This window comes from Mycobacterium sp. 852002-51961_SCH5331710 (assembly GCF_001665535.1).
GTDB lineage: Bacteria > Actinomycetota > Actinomycetes > Mycobacteriales > Mycobacteriaceae > Mycobacterium.
Genome location: NZ_LZSQ01000085.1, coordinates 19508 through 36908 on the forward strand (window position 1 = coordinate 19508; position 17401 = coordinate 36908).

11 protein-coding genes are annotated in these 17401 nt (G+C 67.4%); 7 read left to right on the forward strand and 4 right to left on the reverse strand.

Annotated elements, in window-relative coordinates:
- Nucleotides 1-61 precede the first annotated feature (61 nt).
- The 7 genes from A5752_RS14240 to A5752_RS14270 all read left to right on the forward strand — a co-directional run bounded on the left by A5752_RS14240 (nucleotide 62) and on the right by A5752_RS14270 (nucleotide 12861).
- Nucleotides 62-1111: an esterase family protein gene (locus tag A5752_RS14240; protein ID WP_067086498.1), complete on the forward strand. Its 1050-nt coding sequence runs from the start codon at nucleotides 62-64 to the stop codon at nucleotides 1109-1111.
- 140 nt (nucleotides 1112-1251) lie between these two features.
- A complete protein-coding gene (locus tag A5752_RS14245) occupies nucleotides 1252-2139 on the forward strand; it encodes an alpha/beta hydrolase-fold protein (protein ID WP_067086668.1) in 888 nt (295 codons plus the stop codon).
- 57 nt (nucleotides 2140-2196) lie between these two features.
- Nucleotides 2197-2655 (forward strand): DUF732 domain-containing protein, encoded by a 459-nt coding sequence (locus A5752_RS14250; protein ID WP_067086501.1) that lies wholly within the window; start codon nucleotides 2197-2199, stop codon nucleotides 2653-2655.
- 18 nt (nucleotides 2656-2673) lie between these two features.
- Nucleotides 2674-3678, forward strand: a complete 1005-nt coding sequence (culp6, locus tag A5752_RS14255; RefSeq protein WP_067086503.1) for a carboxylesterase Culp6 — start codon at nucleotides 2674-2676, stop codon at nucleotides 3676-3678.
- A 183-nt stretch (nucleotides 3679-3861) separates the two neighbouring features.
- Complete coding sequence (fadD32, locus tag A5752_RS14260) at nucleotides 3862-5751, forward strand: long-chain-fatty-acid--AMP ligase FadD32 (protein WP_067086506.1); 1890 nt, start codon at nucleotides 3862-3864, stop codon at nucleotides 5749-5751.
- A 142-nt stretch (nucleotides 5752-5893) separates the two neighbouring features.
- Nucleotides 5894-11314, forward strand: coding sequence for a polyketide synthase Pks13 (pks13, locus tag A5752_RS14265; RefSeq protein ID WP_231983411.1), 5421 nt, complete (start codon nucleotides 5894-5896; stop codon nucleotides 11312-11314).
- A complete protein-coding gene (locus A5752_RS14270) occupies nucleotides 11311-12861 on the forward strand; it encodes an acyl-CoA carboxylase subunit beta (protein WP_067086508.1) in 1551 nt (516 codons plus the stop codon). The genes pks13 and A5752_RS14270 overlap by 4 nt, the downstream gene beginning before the upstream one ends.
- Nucleotides 12862-13515: 654 nt before the next feature.
- Here the strand turns inward: A5752_RS14270 and A5752_RS14275 are convergent.
- The 4 genes from A5752_RS14275 to A5752_RS14290 form a co-directional block, all read right to left on the reverse strand.
- A complete protein-coding gene (locus A5752_RS14275) occupies nucleotides 13516-14268 on the reverse strand; it encodes a dihydrofolate reductase family protein (protein WP_067086511.1) in 753 nt (250 codons plus the stop codon).
- Nucleotides 14265-15731 carry a DHA2 family efflux MFS transporter permease subunit gene (locus A5752_RS14280; protein ID WP_231983409.1) on the reverse strand — a complete coding sequence of 489 codons (1467 nt, stop codon included), beginning with the start codon at nucleotides 15729-15731 and terminating at the stop codon, nucleotides 14265-14267. The genes A5752_RS14275 and A5752_RS14280 overlap by 4 nt, the downstream gene beginning before the upstream one ends.
- Before the next feature lie 5 nt (nucleotides 15732-15736).
- A complete protein-coding gene (gene folE / locus A5752_RS14285; protein WP_067086514.1) occupies nucleotides 15737-16360 on the reverse strand; it encodes a GTP cyclohydrolase I FolE in 624 nt (207 codons plus the stop codon).
- A gap of 117 nt (nucleotides 16361-16477) precedes the next feature.
- Complete coding sequence (locus tag A5752_RS14290; RefSeq protein WP_067086517.1) at nucleotides 16478-17386, reverse strand: MBL fold metallo-hydrolase; 909 nt, start codon at nucleotides 17384-17386, stop codon at nucleotides 16478-16480.
- Nucleotides 17387-17401: the final 15 nt, after the last annotated feature.

A 17401-nucleotide genomic window follows, 5' to 3' on the forward strand; every position in this document is an offset into this window, starting at 1 on the left:
TACGCGGCTTGCCTGTGAGGCGGTTCCGCGTGCGGCATACAACAGATGGGATAGATGAAGCATGAAGTTCGTTGGCAAGATCCGGGGTGCCTGGGTCCGCCGGCTTGCGGGAGCCGCGCTTGCGGCCGCCGTGCTGCCGGGCTTGGTGAGCGCCATCGGAGGCTCGGCCACCGCGGGGGCTTTCTCTCGTCCGGGTCTGCCGGTCGAGTACCTCATGGTTCCGTCCGCAGGGATGGGCCGTGACATCAAGGTGCAGTTCCAGAACGGCGGTCCGAACGCGCCGGGCGTCTACCTGCTCGACGGGCTTCGTGCGCAGGACGACTTCAACGGCTGGGACATCAACACCGCGGCGTTCGAGTGGTACCTGGACTCGGGCCTCGCCGTGATCATGCCGGTGGGTGGCCAGTCCAGCTTCTACAGCGACTGGTACAAGCCCGCCTGCGGCAAGGCCGGTTGCTCGACCTACAAGTGGGAGACGTTCCTGACGCAGGAACTGCCCGCGTACCTGGCGGCGAACAAGGGTGTGAACCCGAACCGCAACGCCGCAGTCGGGCTGTCCATGGCCGGCTCGGCCGCGCTCACGCTGGCCATCTACTACCCGCAGCAGTTCCAGTACGCCGCTTCGCTGTCGGGCTTCCTGAACCTCTCCGAGGGCTGGTGGCCGATGCTGGTCGGTCTGTCGATGGGTGACGCCGGCGGCTACGAGTCCGAGGACATGTGGGGCCCGTCGAGCGATCCCGCGTGGAAGCGCAACGACCCGATGGTCAACATCGACAAGCTGGTCGCCAACGGCACCCGCATCTGGGTGTTCTGCGGTAACGGCAAGCCGGCCGAGATCAACGGTCAGGTCGCCGGTGACAACTTCAACGCGAAGTTCCTGGAGAGCTTCACGCTGCGCACGAACGAGACGTTCCAGGAGGAGTACCTCGCCGCGGGCGGTAAGAACGGTGTGTTCAACTTCCCCGCCGGTGGTACGCACGACTGGCCCTACTGGGGTCAGCAGCTCCAGCAGATGAAGCCGGACATCCAGCGCGTGCTCGGCGCGACGCCGCAGCCGTCGACTCCGATCGCCACGCAGGCATCGGTGGAGACGACCGACGCCGGTAACTGACTGGTACGGCAATAACTTCATAGTCGGCGGCGGCGATCCTGCGGGGTCGCCGCCGTCGCGCTTTTCCGACCACGCTCCCGCCCGTGTGTGATTGACTACCTCGCGCGGGGACAGCAGACCGAGGTGAGGTGGGCGAGCCGATGCAGGGGATCTTCCGGGCGATCTTGACCGTGGCGCTGGCCGCGGGTCTGTGGTCCGCGGGCACGGCGGTCGCGCCGTCGGCCGAGGCGCAAGTCGAGATGCTGATGGTGCCGTCCGCCGCGATGGGGCGCGACATCCCCGTCGCCTTCCAGGGCGGCGGCCCGCACGCGGTCGTACTGCTCGACGCGTTCAACGCCGCACCGGACGTGAGCAACTGGGTGACCGCGGGCAACGCGATGAACACCCTCGCCGGCAAGGGCATCTCGGTCGCGGCGCCCGCGGGCGGTGCGTGGAGCATGTACACCAACTGGGAGGCCGACGGCAGCCGCCAGTGGGAGACCTTCCTCGCCGACGAGCTGCCGAACTGGTTGGCCGCCAACAAGGGGCTGGCGCCGTCGGGCCACGGCATCGTCGGTGCGGCGCAGGGCGGCTACGGCGCGATGGCGATGGCCACCTTCCACCCGGATCGCTACCGCTTCGCCGGGTCGCTGTCCGGCTTCCTCACCCCCGAACGCACCGGCGTGGACGGTGCGATCACCGCCGGCCTGGCGCAGTTCGGCGGTGTCGAGACCCGCAACATGTGGGGCCTGCCACAGCTCGGCCGGTGGAAGTGGCATTCGCCGAACGTCCATGTGCAGTTGCTGGCCGACAACAACACCCGCCTGTGGGTGTGGAGCGCTCCCGTCGGAGGATGCCCCGACCCGCCCGCGATGATCGGCTACTGCGACATCGCGCAGGGCACCAATCGCGAGTTCTACCAGCACTACCGCTCCGTCGGCGGCAAGAACGGGCATTTCGACTTCCCGACGAGCGGTAGCCACGATTGGGGTTCCTGGAGCGGTCAGCTCGCGGCGATGAGCGGCGAGTTGGCGGCCACCATCGCGTAGCCGGCGGGCCGATCTCGGGAACCGGGGCCGCCCGTCGGCAGCCGGTACCTTGGAGGGGTGCAACGCTCGGTACGAACGACGGCGGCAGGATCGCTGCTGATAGCTTCGGCGACGGCGTTGCTGACCGGCTGTTCCGGTCACGACGTCATGGCGGCGATGGGGCTGCCGACGTCCGAGGCGGCGCCCGCGCCCGGCGCGCCCGGTGAGACGATCCCGGGTCCGCCGTCGGCGACCGGTCACTCCAACACGCTCGTGCTGACCGATCGGCAGCAGGGTTATCTCGACGCCCTGGCCGCCGCCGGGGTGACGCGGTCCAGCGACCTGCTGGCACTTCGAATCGGCTCGTACGTGTGTCAGGCCCGTGCCGCCAAGCACGACGACCAGAAGGTGTGGGATTCGGTCTACCCGCTGGTGCGCGGCGATGTGAGGGATCAGATCTCCGGTATGGCGCCGACCGTCGACGTCGACGCCGCCACCGCCGATTACATTCGCATCGCATCCGAACGACTCTGCTAGCAGGAGCCCAACCGATACATGGCCACAACAAACCGGCGGAAACGCCACCGCATCCTCGCGCTCGTCGCAGCCGCCGCGATGGCGCTCGTGGTGGTGCTGCTGATCGTGATCGTCGTCGTGATCCTGCGTAAACCCGAGGGGCCGACGGGTGTCCCGCCGACGGGCGTGCCACCGACCGGTGCCAGCCCGACCAAGAAGCCCCGCCCGGAGTTTCAGGACGCGAGTTGTCCCGACGTGCAGCTGATGTCGATCCCCGGCACGTGGGAGTCCTCACCGCAGCTCGACCCGCTCAATCCGACGCAGTTTCCGATCGCGCTGCTGCTCAACGTCACCAACCCGGTCCGCGGGGCTTTCGGAAACGACCGCGTCGAGGTGTTCACCGTTCCGTACACCGCGCAGTTCCACAACCCGTTCTCGCAGGACGGCCAGATGAGCTACAACGACAGCCGCGCCGAAGGCTTCAACGCGGCGGTCAAGGCGATGACGGACATGAACGAGCGCTGCCCGCTGACCAGTTATGTGCTCGTCGGGTTCTCGCAGGGCGCGGTGATCGCCGGGGACATCGCCAGCGACATCGGCAACGGGCGCGGCCCGGTCGACGAGGACCTGGTGCTGGGTGTGACGTTGATCGCCGACGGCCGCAGGCAGAGTGGCGTCGGCCGTGACGTCGGCCCCAACCCGCCCGGGCAAGGCGCGGAGATCACGCTGCGCGACGTGCCCATGCTCGACGGCATGGGGCTGGCGATGACGGGCCCGCGGCCCGGCGGTTTCGGCATGCTCAACGACCGGGTCAACGAGATCTGCGCGCCCGGCGATCTGATCTGTTCGGCGCCGCCGGAGGCGTTCAACATCATGAACCTGCCCAAGACCATCGACATCCTGCTCGGCGGTGCGGGACAACCGATCCACGCGATGTATGCGACAACGCAGTTCTGGAATCTCGACGGCGCGTCCGCCACGCAGTGGACGCAGGGTTGGGCACGGGAATTGATCGATAACGCCCCGCACCCGAAACATGGCTGAGCTGTTATCAGACCTGATTTGGACTGCGACAACCAGTCACCTAACATTAAGAAAAAACTAAGAGCAGTAAGCCGATAGCCGACCGGTACGATTTGCGGGGTCCTGGGGGCGGGGCTTGCGTGGCGGCTCCGAAATCATGTGCGATCGGCATCGAGAAGCGTGTGCCGCTGACAGGAGAGTGCGATGGGGTTCCATAACCCGTTCATCAAGGACGGACTGATCAAGTTTCCCGACAACGGAAGCCTGGTCAAACACGTCGAACGATGGGCGAAGGTGCGTGGAGACAAACTCGCCTACCGGTTCCTGGATTTCTCCACCGAGCGCGACGGCGTCGCTCGCGACCTGCGCTGGGCCGACTTCGGCGCCCGCAACCGCGCCGTCGGCGCCCGCCTCCAACAGGTCACTCAGCCCGGTGACCGCGTCGCGATCCTGTGCCCGCAGAACCTCGACTATCTCGTCGCGTTCTTCGGCACGCTGTACTCCGGCCGCATCGCGGTCCCGCTGTTCGACCCGAACGAACCGGGTCACGTGGGTCGCCTGCACGCCGTGCTCGACGACTGCGAGCCGTCGGCGGTCCTGACCACCACCGAGGCCGCCGAGGGTGTGCGCAAGTTCTTCCGCACCCGCCCGGCCAATCAGCGTCCCCGCGTCATCGCGGTCGACGCAGTGCCGAACGAGGTCGGCGCGACCTGGGAAGCGGTCGACGTCGACGAGCACACGATCGCCTACCTGCAGTACACGTCGGGCTCGACGCGGATCCCGACCGGTGTGCAGATCACCCACCTGAACCTGGCCACCAACGTGGTGCAGGTGATCGAGGCGCTGGAGGGCGAAGAGGGCGATCGCGGCGTGTCCTGGCTGCCGTTCTTCCACGACATGGGCCTGATCACCGTGCTGCTGTCGCCGATGATCGGCCACTACGTCACGTTCATGACCCCGGCAGCGTTCGTGCGCCGCCCGGGCCGCTGGATCCGCGAGCTCGCCCGCAAGGAAGGCGACACCGGCGGAACCATCTCGGTGGCCCCGAACTTCGCGTTCGACCACGCCGCGGCCCGCGGTGTGCCCAAGGACGGCGAACCGCCGCTGGACCTGTCGAACGTCAAGTGCATCCTCAACGGCAGCGAGCCGATCTCGGCGGCCACCGTGCGGCGCTTCAACGAGGCGTTCGGCCCGTTCGGTTTCAAGCCCAAGGCGATCAAGCCGTCCTACGGTCTGGCCGAGGCGACGCTGTTCGTGTCGACCACTCCGATGGAGGCCGAGCCGACCATCACGCCGGTCGACCGCGACGAGCTCAATGCCGGCCGCTTCGTTCCGGTGGCCGAGGATTCACCCAAGGCGGTGCCGCAGGCAGGCGCGGGCAAGATCGGCGTCGCCGAGTGGGCGGTCATCGTCGACAACGACACCGCCACCGAGCTGCCCGACGGGCAGATCGGCGAGATCTGGATCAGCGGTCAGAACATGGGCACGGGCTACTGGGGGAAGTCCGAAGAGACCATCGCGACCTTCCAGAACATCCTCAAGTCGCGGACCAACCCGTCGCACGCCGAAGGCGCCACCGACGACGCGACCTGGGTGCGCACCGGTGACCTCGGCGCCTACTACGACGGTGAGCTCTACATCACCGGCCGCGTCAAGGATCTGGTGATCATCGACGGGCGCAACCACTATCCGCAGGACCTGGAGTACTCCGCACAGGAGGCGACCAAGGCGCTGCGCACCGGGTTCGTCGCGGCGTTCTCGGTCCCCGCCAACCAGCTGCCGGACGAGGTGTTCGAGAACGCCCACTCCGGCCTCAAGCGCGATCCCGACGACACCTCCGAGCAGCTGGTGATCGTCGGTGAACGGGCACCGGGCTCCCACAAGCTCGACATGGGTCCCATCGCCGACGACATCCGCGCCGCGATCGCCGTGCGCCACGGCGTCACCGTTCGCGACGTGCTGCTGACCCCCGCGGGCGCGATCCCGCGCACCTCGAGCGGCAAGATCGGCCGTCGAGCGTGCCGCTCGGCTTACCTGGACGGCAGTCTGCGCAGCGGGAAGATCGCCAACGCGTTCCCCGACGAGAGTGACTGAGACCAACTCGAATATGGCTGATACACAGGACGATTCGCAGCAACCCGAGATGCCGTCCGGCGACGACATCCAGCTGGCACCCGAGAAGCCGCTGACACCCCCCAGCGCCGATGTCGCCGCCGGAGCGGCTCCGAGGACCGACATGACGGTCCACGAGATGCGCGAGTGGCTGCGCAACTGGATCGGCAACGCCACCGGCCAGTCGCCCGACTCCATCAGCGAATCCGCGCCGATGGTCGAGCTCGGCCTCTCGTCGCGCGACGCCGTCGCGATGGCCAGCGACATCGAGGACCTGACCGGCGTCACGTTGACGGCCACCGTGGCGTTCCGCCATCCCACCATCGAGTCGTTGGCCACGGTCATCGTCGAAGGAGAGCCGGAGCCCGAGGACCTCGGTGACGACGACGAAGACTGGACGCGCGATGTTGATGAGGACATCGCGAACATAGCTATTGTGGGCCTGGCCACCCGTTTCCCCGGGGACATGAACACCCCCGACGAGACGTGGCGGGCGCTCATGGAGGGTCGCGACGCGATCACCGACCTGCCCGAGGGCCGCTGGGAGGAATTCCTCAGCGAGCCGCGCATCGCCGAGCGGGTCGCCAAGGCCCGCACCCGTGGCGGCTACCTCTCCGACATCAAGGGCTTCGACGCCGAGTTCTTCGCGCTGTCGAAGATGGAGGCCGACAACATCGATCCGCAGCAGCGGATGGCGCTCGAATTGACCTGGGAGGCACTGGAGAACGCCCGCATCCCGGCGTCGAGCCTGCGCGGCGAGGCGGTCGCGGTGTTCGTGGGTTCGTCGAACGCCGACTACCAGAATCTGGCCCTGTCGGACCCGAGCGTCACCCACCCGTACGCGATCACCGGCAACTCCAGCTCGATCATCGCCAACCGCGTCTCCTACTTCTACGACTTCCGCGGCCCGTCGGTGACGGTCGACACCGCCTGCTCGAGCTCGCTTGTCGCCGCGCACCAGGGTGTGCAGGCGCTGCGTGCCGGTGAGGCCGACGTCGCGATCGTCGGCGGTGTGAACGCGTTGATCACCCCGCTGGTCACGGTCGGCTTCGACGAGGTCGGCGGCGTGCTCGCACCGGACGGCCGGATCAAGTCGTTCTCCCAGGACGCCGACGGTTACGCCCGCTCCGAGGGCGGCGGCATGCTCGTGCTCAAGCGGGTCTCCGACGCCCGGCGCGACGGTGACGAGATCCTCGCCGTCATCGCCGGCAGCGCGGTCAACCACGACGGCCGGTCCAACGGCCTGCTCGCGCCGAACCCGGACGCGCAGGCCGATGTGCTGCGCAAGGCGTACAAGGACGCCGGCATCAACCCGCGTCTCGTCGACCACATCGAGGCGCACGGCACCGGCACCATCCTCGGTGACCCGATCGAGGCCGACGCGCTGGGTCGCGTGGTCGGCAGGGGCCGCGCGGCCGACAAACCCGCGCTGCTGGGCGCCATCAAATCCAATGTCGGACACCTGGAGTCGGCCGCGGGCGCGGCCAGCCTGGCGAAGATGACGCTGGCGCTGCGCAACGACAAGATCCCGCCGTCGATCAACTACACCGGCCCCAACCCCTACATCGACTTCGACGGTGTTCACCTCAAGGTCGCCGACACCGCCACCGACTGGCCGCGCTACAGCGGTTACGCGATCACCGGCGTCTCCGGATTCGGCTTCGGCGGCGCGAACGCGCACCTGGTGCTGCGCGAGGTACTGCCGTCGGATCTCGCCCCGCCCGAACCGGAACCGGAGCCCGAAGCCGACGAGTCGAAGTCCTCGGAGGCCAACGCCGTCTACATCGGCGGGGTGAGGATGGACGAGTACGGCGAGTTCATCGACGACGACGACGATGACGCGCTCGACCGGCCCGCCCACGTTCAGGACGACGAGCCCGAACTGCCTGGCCTCACCGACAAGGCGCTGCAGCTGCTCGAGGCCGCGCGCGAGGAGATGGAAGCCGGCGAGCAGCCCACGCCGGTTGTGCCGCTGGCCGTTTCGGGGTTCCTGACGTCGCGCAAGAGGGCGACGGCGGCCGAGCTGGCCGATTGGATCGACAGCCCCGAGGGGCGCGAGTCGTCGCTGGAGTCCATCGGCCGCGCGTTGTCGCGGCGCAACCACGGTCGGTCCCGAGCCGTCGTGCTGGCTCACGATCACGACGAGGCCATCAAGGGCCTGCGCGCGGTGGCCGAGGGTAAGCAGCACCCGAGCGTGTTCAGCGCCGACGGCCCGGTGACCAACGGTCCGGTGTGGGTGTTGGCCGGTTTCGGTGCCCAGCACCGCAAGATGGGCAAGAACCTGTATCTGCGCAACGAGGTGTTCGCGGAGTGGATCAACAAGGTCGACGCCCTCATCCAGGATGAGCGGGGCTATTCGATCCTGGAGCTGATCCTCGACGACGCGGTCGATTACACCAATGAGACCTGCGAGTACCCCATCGAGGTCGTCCAGACGGTGATCTTCGCCCTGCAGATCGCCCTCGGCGAGTTGCTCAAGCACCACGGCGCGAAACCCGCTGCGGTGGTGGGACAGTCGCTCGGTGAGGCCGCCGCGGCATACTTCGCCGGCGGCCTGTCGCTGGAGGACGCCACCCGCGCCATCTGTGCGCGCGCCCACCTCATGGGTGAGGGCGAGGCGATGTTGTTCGGCGAGTGGATCCGGTTGATGGCGCTGGTCGAGTATTCGGCCGACGAGATCGTAGGGGTTTTCAGAGAGACTGAAGCCTTCAAGGATCTCGAGGTGTGCGTGTACGCCGCGCCGACGCAGACCGTCATCGGCGGGCCGCCCGACCAGGTCGACGCGATCATCGAGCGCTGCGAGCAAGAAGGCAAGTTCGCCCGCAAGATGCAGACCAAGGGCGCCAGCCACACCTCGCAGATGGACCCGCTGCTCGGCGAGCTCGCCGCCGAACTCGTCGGCATCGAACCGCACCCGACCAAGATCGGGTACTTCTCGACGGTTCACGAGGGTCGCTACATCCGGCCCGGCGAGACCATCCACGACGTCGACTACTGGAAGAAGGGGCTGCGTCACAGCGTCTACTTCACCCACGGCATCCGCAACGCCGTCGACAACGGGCATACGACCTTCCTGGAGCTGGCGCCGAATCCCGTGGCGCTCATGCAGGTTGGCCTGACGACGGCGGCGGCCGGCCTGCACGACGCGCAGTTGATCGCGACGCTGGCGCGCAAGCAGGACGAGGTCGACTCGATGACCGTGGCGATGGCGCAGCTGTTCGTCCACGGCCACGATCTGGACTTCCGCACGCTGTTCCCCCGCCGGAACAAGGGGCTGGCCGGGGCGCTGGACTTCGCGAACATCCCGCCGACCCGCTTCAAGCGCAAGCCACACTGGCTCGACGCGCGGTTCACCGGCGACAGCTCGGCGGTGATGCCGGGTAACCACGTCGCGACGCCCGACGGCAGGCACGTCTGGGAGTACGCCCCCAAGGGCGAAACGGACCTGGCCGCGTTGGTGAAAGCGGCTGCGGCAGCTGTCATTCCGGACGCCAAGCTGGTCGCCTCCGAACAGCGCGCCGTCCCCGGTGAGGGCGCGCGGCTGGTGACGACGCTGACCCGCCATCCCGGTGGGGCCAGCGTGCAGGTGCATGCGCGCATCGACGAGTCCTTCACGCTGGTGTACGACGCGGTGGTGAGCCGCACCGGTGCCGCGGGTGCCCTGCCTGTCGCGGTGGCCACCGGAGCGACTGTCGCCGAACAGGTCTCGACGACTCCGGCAGACGAGCCCGAGGAAGATACAGCGGAGATCCTGCAGGACAACCTGACGGCGGGCGCGGGTCTGGCGGCCGGCTTCGCCAAGTGGTCGCCGGACTCGGGGGAGACGGTTCACGACCGGCTCGGCGCGATCGTCGGCGGCGCAATGGGTTACGAGCCCGAGGACCTCCCGTGGGAGGTGCCGCTGATCGAGCTCGGCCTGGACTCGCTGATGGCCGTGCGGATCAAGAACCGGGTCGAGTACGACTTCGACCTGCCGCCGATCCAGCTGACCGCGGTGCGCGACGCCAACCTGTATGCGGTCGAGAAGCTGATCCACTACGCGATCGAGCACCGCGACGAGGTCGACCAGATCGCCGAGCACCAGAAGACCAAGACCGCCGAGGAGATCGCGGCCGAACAGGCCGAGCTGATGGGCGGTGCGACCACCGTCGCCGAGCTCGAGCAGGTGCTGGCCGAGAAGACCGGTGTCGCCTCGGAGGTCACCAGCGCGGGCACCGCGACGGAATCCGACCTGCCGGCCGGTGCGGCCCCGGTGAACGACATCCCCGCCCCGCCGACGGACCCCAGCGGTCCGGCGGTGCCGCCGCCGCCCACGGACCCGAGCGGTCCGGCGGTTCCGCCGCCACCGACCGATCCCAGCGGACCCACGCCCGCGGCCGGTCCGTCGCAGGCCACGGTCGCGGCGGCCTCCAAGGTGCTCACCCAGGAGGCGGTGACCGAGGCGCTGGGTTCTGACGTGCCACCGCGCGACGCCGCGGAACGCGTCACGTTCGCGACGTGGGCGATCGTGACCGGCAAGTCGCCGGGCGGCATCTTCAACGAGCTGCCCGACATCGATGAGCCCACCGCGACCAAGATCGCCGAGCGGCTGACCGAGCGCGTCGACGAGGGCACCATCACCGTCGACGACGTGCGCTCCGCGAAGACCATCGAGGAGTTGTCGACCACCGTCCGCGATTACCTCGAGGGCGGCAAGGTCGACGGGTTCGTCCGAACCATTCGCGCGCCGCAGGAAGGGTCGGATCACATCCCCGTGTTCGTCTTCCACGCCGCGGGTGGTTCGACAGTGGTGTACGAGCCGCTGCTCAAGCGGTTGCCCGCCGATACGCCGATGTACGGCATCGAGCGCGTCGAGGGCTCGATCGAAGAGCGGGCGCACGAGTACGTGCCGAAGCTGTTGGAGCTCAACGGCTGGAGCGACGGTAAGCGCGGTCGGCCGTTCATCCTGGCCGGCTGGTCGCTGGGTGGTGTGCTGGCCTACGCGTGCGCGATCGGTCTCAAGCAGGCGGGTGCCGACGTGCAGTTCGTCGGTCTCATCGACGCGGTGCGTCCGGGTGAGGAGATTCCCCAGACCAAGGAGGAGACCCGCGCCCGCTGGGACCGCTACGCCCGCTTCGCCGAGCGCACCTTCAACGTCGAGATCCCCGAGATCCCATACGAGGAGCTCGAGGCGCTAGACGACGAGGGCCAGGTGCGCTACGTGCTCGACGTGGTGAGCCAGAGCGGGGTGCAGATCCCCGGCGGCATCATCGAGCACCAGCGCACGTCGTATCTGGATCAGCGGGCCATCGACACCGCCGAGATCAAGCCGTACGACGGCAAGGTCACGCTGTACATGGCCGACCGCTACCACGACGACGCGATCTACTTCGAGCCGCGCTACGCAACCCGCAAGCCCGACGGCGGCTGGGGCGAGTTCGTCTCCGAGCTGGAGGTCGTGCCGATCGGGGGCGAGCACATCCAGGTGATCGACGAGCCGTACATTGCGAAGGTCGGCGCGCATATGAGCGAGGCGCTCAACCGGATCGAGAGCGAGAGCAAGTGACCACCAAACCCACCGCAGAACTTCTGTCCGAACTCCGCGACAAGCTGGAGCAGGCGAAGGAACCCGGCGGGGAGAAGGCGGTCGCCAAGCGGGAGAAAAAGGGGATTCCGAGCGCCCGCGCGCGGATCCATGCCCTCGTCGATCCGGGCAGCTTCCTGGAGATCGGCGCGCTGGCGAAGACGCCCGGCGATCCGAACGCGTTGTTCGGCGACGGTGTGGTGACCGGTCACGCCACGATCAACGGCAGGCCGGTCGGTGTGTTCAGCCACGACCAGACCGTGTTCCAGGGTTCGGTCGGTGAGATGTTCGGCCGCAAGGTGGCCAAGCTGATGGAGTGGGTGGCGATGGTCGGCTGCCCGATCATCGGTATCAACGACTCGGCAGGCGCGCGCATTCAGGACGCCGTGACGTCGCTGGCGTGGTACGCCGAGCTGGGTCGGCGCCACGAACTGCTGCGCGGCCTGGTTCCCGAGATCTCGATCATCCTCGGCAAATGTGCCGGGGGCGCGGTGTATTCGCCGATTCAGACCGATCTGGTGGTGGCCGTGCGAGACCAGGGCTACATGTTCGTCACCGGACCCGACGTCATCAAGGACGTCACCGGCGAGGACGTATCGCTCGACGAGCTGGGCGGCGCCGACGCCCAGGCCCGCTACGGCAACATCCACCAGGTGGTGGAGAGCGAGGCCGCGGCGTTCCAGTACGTCCGTGACTACCTGGAGTTCTTGCCCGCCAACACGTTTGATGACCCGCCGATCGTCAACCCGGGTCTCGAGCCGGAACTCACCCCGCACGACTACGAGCTCGACTCGATCGTGCCGGACAACGACAACATGGCCTACGACATGCACGAGATCCTGCTGCGGATCTTCGACGACGGCGACGTCTTCGACGTGGCCGAGCAGCAGGGCCCGGCGATCATCACGGCGTTCGCGCGGGTCGACGGTCGTCCGGTCGGCGTGATCGCCAACCAGCCGATGTATCTGTCGGGTGCCATCGACAACGAGGCCTCCGACAAGGCGGCGCGGTTCATCCGGTTCTGCGACTCGTACAACCTGCCTTTGGTTTTCGTCGTCGACACCCCGGGCTTCATGCCGGGTGTCGCGCAGGAGAAGGGCGGCATCATCAAGCGCGGCGGCCGCTTCCTCAACGCCGTCGTCGAGGCCGACGTGCCGAAGGTGACCATCACCATCCGCAAGTCCTACGGTGGTGCGTACGCGGTGATGGGTTCCAAGCAGTTGTCGGCGGACCTGAACTTCGCATGGCCGACCGCGCGCATCGCGGTGATCGGCGCCGAGGGTGCGGCACAGCTGCTGGTGAAGCGGTTCCCCGACCCGACGGCGCCGGAAGTGCAGAAGATCCGCGCCGATTTCATCGAGGGCTACAACCTCAACATGGCGACGCCGTGGATCGCCGCCGAGCGCGGTTTCATCGATGCGGTGATCCAGCCGCACGAGACCAGGCTGCTGCTGCGCAAGTCGATGAACCTGTTGCGCGACAAGCAGATCAGCCGAGTACAGCGCAAGCACGGGCTCACCCCGATCTGAGTCCGCGAGAGCGTGGTCACCCCGCTGGGGGCTGCAACGGGACCTGTGGTGTCAACACCGGCGCCATCGGTGGAATGGGATCGTCGACGTTCGGCGGATTGACAGCGACCGTCGGAAGTCCTCTCCGAGGCGGCACTTGTGGTCCGGAGCCCTGGCCCTCGGCCGGCGGTGCCCCGCACTCTTTCCGAGAGTCGTTCCACACCCCACCGCTGTGCTTACAGCAGTACTCAGTGTATGTGTTGATCCAGTTTTGTGTGTTGTCGAGGCCTTCGTCCAAAACTTCGGTGCATTTGTCGAAATCCTCGATGTCCCATACGGGCTCGGCACTCGCGATCGTGCTGCACCCGAGTGCAACACCTCCGAGGGCGGCGGCAGGCATCACAACGCTCCTGACGAGGAAGCGCCGTGCGGCTTCGAAACGGATTGTCATGGTCAGCTCCTAAGTTGATTTGCGGTCTGTCGGGAATTAGAGACGTGCGAACGACGGCCCATTCACTTGTTCACGGTCACGAGTTCGCTCCATTCGCTCCCAGACGCCACCGACAGCGTCGTTGGAAAACAGGCTGGCGCGCTCGACGTGCTGTGGTAATAGCCGGAGGGTCAGAATTGGTCCCTACGGGGGAAGGATCTCCTGTCCCCGGGGCAAGCCCCGGGTCAGCGCCGAACCCAGCGCACGATGACAGTGCCGTCGTCGCCGAGCAGAACGTCCGTGCGCCGCATGCGGATTTCCACATGCTGGGGTGTGGCGGCGATTCGACGCGCGGGCCCCGCCACCATCATCGGGCTGGTGGTGAGGCACAACTCGTCGATCTCGTCGCCCGCGATCAGGTGTGAGAACAGCGTCGGGCCACCCTCCACGAGCACCCGGTGCAAACCGAGATCGTCGAGCGCGTGACGTATTGCGGCAGGACCGATCTGGCCCTCCGCCATCTCGCACACCACCGCCCCCGACGCGTCCAGCGCCCGCCGTGCCGAACTCGTGGCACTCGCAGAGACCAACACGATCGGCGGGACCGTCGCCGTGAGCAGGTGAGGCGGGATCACGCCGCGACCGGACACCACCACCAAGCGCAGGACCGTCGGTAGGCTGTGCGCAAGCCGCCACGTGTGCGCGGCCGCGTCGAGACGAAGGTCAGCGTAGGGTTTGGACGCCGCGGTGGTGGCGCCGACGACGATCGCATCGGCGACTTCGCGTAAGCGGTTGAACACCCGGCGGTCGGTCGGTGTGCCCAGCTTGCGTCCCGCACCGTCGAGTGTCACAGCGCCGTCGATGCTCGCGATGAAATTGGCGCGAAGCCTTGGGCCCGCGAGGTTTTCGGGGTAGCCGAGTAGATCGCGCAGAGCATCGTCGGTGAACGCCTCGACCTCGTGCAATCTGGACGGTGGTCTTGCGGCAACAGCGGTCATGACGCGGTGCTCACATTTCTCTCGGAGTGACTCACGGCCTTTACGGTCCGCGGGAAGAGGCCGGTGAAGAAGAACGCCCCGATCGCGCCGATCCCCGCCGCCGTCGCGGGCAACAGCATCGAATGCGACATCGCCGCGACGGCCGGTGCGCCGGACAACTCGTGCACATGCTCCGATGCGTCGTGGGACTCGATGTCGGCCGCAGCGGCCAACAACGCGGCGATGCTCGCGCTGCCCAATGCCGCCCCCACTTGCCGCGTCGTGTTGAAGACGGCCGAGCCCGCGCCGGCCAGTTCGTCGGGAAGCGTCCGAGATGCGATGACCGCCAGCGGTTCCCAGGTGAGCGCGCCGGCAGCGCCGATGAGGATGAGGGGCAGCGCCAACCGCCAGACCGGCGCCGACTGGCTCATCTCCCATGACAGCCAGATCAATGCGACTGCCGTCAGTGTGAAGCCGGGGCACACGACCGTCCGTGGCCGAACGCGGTCGACGACCCGGCCGACGATCGGGGCGAGGACGCCGGTCGCGATCGCCATCGGCGCCATCACCAGGCCCGCCTGTGTGGCGGGCATTCCGCGCGCGTCTTGCAGATAGAACATCAGGGGAACCGCGAAAGCGACGACGGTGAAACTGATCAGCGCGATGCCCGCGTTGGACAGCGCGAAGTCACGGTGGCGGAACAGGGCGAGGGGCACCAACGGCTCGGAGTGCTGAATCGCCTGCCACATCACGAACCCCGCGAGCAGGGCGCATCCGCCGGCGATCGCGGCCCATGTTGTCGGACCCCAGTCGTGGTGACGTCCCTCCTGCAGGGCGAACACGATCAGGCAGATGCCGGCTCCGGAGAGCAGCACCCCGAGAACGTCGAGGTGATGCGGACGCGCGGGAAACACGGGGATCAGGCGTAGTGCCAGCACGAGACCCGCCACGCCGATCGGGATGTTGATCAGGAAGATCCACCGCCAGCCCAGCCCGTCCACGAGCAGACCACCGGCCAGCGGGCCGACCAACAGTCCGATGCCCGCCGTCGCGCCCCACAGGCTCATCGGGACGCCGCGCTGCTGAGGCGGAAAGATGCGGGTGACCGCGGACAACGTCTGCGGCGTCATCAGTGCCGCACCGATACCCTGGGCGAGCCGTCCTGCGATCAATGTGCCGATTGATCCGGAAACGCCGCACCACAGCGAACCCAGCGTGAAGACCGCCAGACCGGCGACGTACATGCTTTTGGGCCCGAAGCGGTCGCCGAGGCGGCCGCCGACCGGCAGCAGCGCGGCGAAGACCAGCAGGTAGGCGCTGGTCACCCAGATGACGGCGTGGTAGGACGCCTCGAAGTCCTGTTTGATGACCGGGTTGGCGACGGCCACGATCGTCGAGTCGACGACGATCAGTAAGAAGCCGATCATCATCGCCCACACCGCGCGCAGCGACGGCCTCCCGGTCGGCGCGTCCGGCGTGGGCACCGAGATCACCGCTGTAAGAGCAGATGCAGCGCCTCGGCCCGGGACGCCGGATCCGTCTGGAACTGGCCACGGACCGCGGACGTCGTCGTGACGGCGCCCGGCTTGCGCACACCGCGCATCGCCATACACAGGTGCTCGGCCTCGACGACGACGATCACGCCGCGCGGATTCAATTTGTTCATTAGCGCTTCGGCTATTTGCCCGGTTAGTCGCTCCTGCACCTGAGGACGCCGGGCATAAAGGTCGACGAGCCGCGCGATTTTCGACAGACCGGTGACTCGGCCGTCGTCGCCGGGAAGATAGCCGACATGGGCGACTCCATGGAAAGAAACCAGGTGATGTTCGCACGTGGAGTACATCGGAATTTGCTTGATCAGCACGAGCTCGCCGTGGTGCTCGTCGAACATCGTCGCGAGAACATCGTCGGGATCGCTGTACAGACCCGCAAATGTCTCCTGATAGGCGCGCGCGACGCGGGCCGGGGTGTCGCGCAGCCCTTCCCGGTAGGGGTCCTCACCGATCGCGACGAGCAGATCGAAAATTGCGGCTTCGACGGCCGCCTGGTCGAATGTGCGGGGGCGTGGCAGTTCGCCGTTTCCGGTCTGCGGCGCTTCAGGCGTCTGCAACATGAATGCCTCCTCGCCGCATGAAGAAAGCGCCACAAAGTAGTTTGCTGCCCGAATCCTTTGGCAGCCTCATTCACTACTAGCAGAGGCTTTACCCCGCCGTCAGTTGATTTGGGAAATTCAGATAGGCGGGAACGGGAGCCAGTCGTCGAACAGGAACGCGTCACCGCGGGCGACGACGGTCGCGCCGCCGTGGCCGGGATAGTGCGCGGGCACGACCGCGGCACGACGCCGGGACGCCTCGGTGAGGATGCGCTTGCGCGTCACCGCGGCCGCCGTGAAGTCCTCGTCCCAGCCGCACGGGTCGTCCGGCCGGAGGACCTGGATGGGGCAGTGGGTCAGATCGCCGACGAACACCGCGGGGCGTCCGGCGTCGAGCCACACCACCGACGATCCGGGCGTGTGGCCCGGCGCGGGGCGCAGCCACAGCGACTCGCTGAGCCGATGGTTGCCCGACCACAACTCGATCTGCTCCTGCACCGGAGAAACACTGTCCTCGAACACCGTACGGACATGTCGCTGGACGGAGGCCTCCTCCTCGGTTCGGGGTGTGGTCGACTGCGCCGGGCCCCCGGGGCCGAAGTGCCGGTAGTCGGCCTCCGATACGAGGTAGCGAGCGTTGGGGAACGCCGGCACCCAGGAATCGTTGTGACGCAGTGTGTTCCAGCCGACATGGTCGAAGTGCAAATGCGTGTTGACGACGACGTCCACGTCGGCGGGGTCGAATCCGGCGGCCGACAGCGCAGCCAGGAACTCGGTCTGCAGGTCCGAGAGCACCGCCATCCGGGGCCTGCTCTTACCGTTGCCCGCGCCCGTGTCGATCAGCACCGTGAGGCCGTCGACCTCGATCACCCAGCTCTGCAGGGCGATTCGCCATCCGGCCTCGGTCCAGTAGGTCGGAGTGAGCTCGTCGGCGTGCGCGTCCCAGGCCTCCGCGGGAGTGTGCACAAACACGGATTTCGGCAAGGTGTCGACCTGCCACTCCACCGCACGTGTGAGTGTGGCGGCGCCCCACTGGATCCGGTCCACGGCTCACAGGTTAAA

Excerpts from the sequence above, each read along its gene's own strand:
- culp6 (WP_067086503.1), top strand. The coding sequence starts at position 2,674 with ATGGCCACAACAAACCGGCGGAAACGCCACCGCATCCTCGCGCTCGTC.
- fadD32 (WP_067086506.1), top strand. The coding sequence starts at position 3,862 with ATGGGGTTCCATAACCCGTTCATCAAGGACGGACTGATCAAGTTTCCC.
- A5752_RS14240 (WP_067086498.1), top strand. The coding sequence starts at position 62 with ATGAAGTTCGTTGGCAAGATCCGGGGTGCCTGGGTCCGCCGGCTTGCG.
- A5752_RS14245 (WP_067086668.1), top strand. The coding sequence starts at position 1,252 with ATGCAGGGGATCTTCCGGGCGATCTTGACCGTGGCGCTGGCCGCGGGT.
- pks13 (WP_231983411.1), top strand. The coding sequence starts at position 5,894 with ATGACGGTCCACGAGATGCGCGAGTGGCTGCGCAACTGGATCGGCAAC.
- folE (WP_067086514.1), bottom strand. The coding sequence starts at position 16,360 with ATGTTGCAGACGCCTGAAGCGCCGCAGACCGGAAACGGCGAACTGCCA.
- A5752_RS14275 (WP_067086511.1), bottom strand. The coding sequence starts at position 14,268 with ATGACCGCTGTTGCCGCAAGACCACCGTCCAGATTGCACGAGGTCGAG.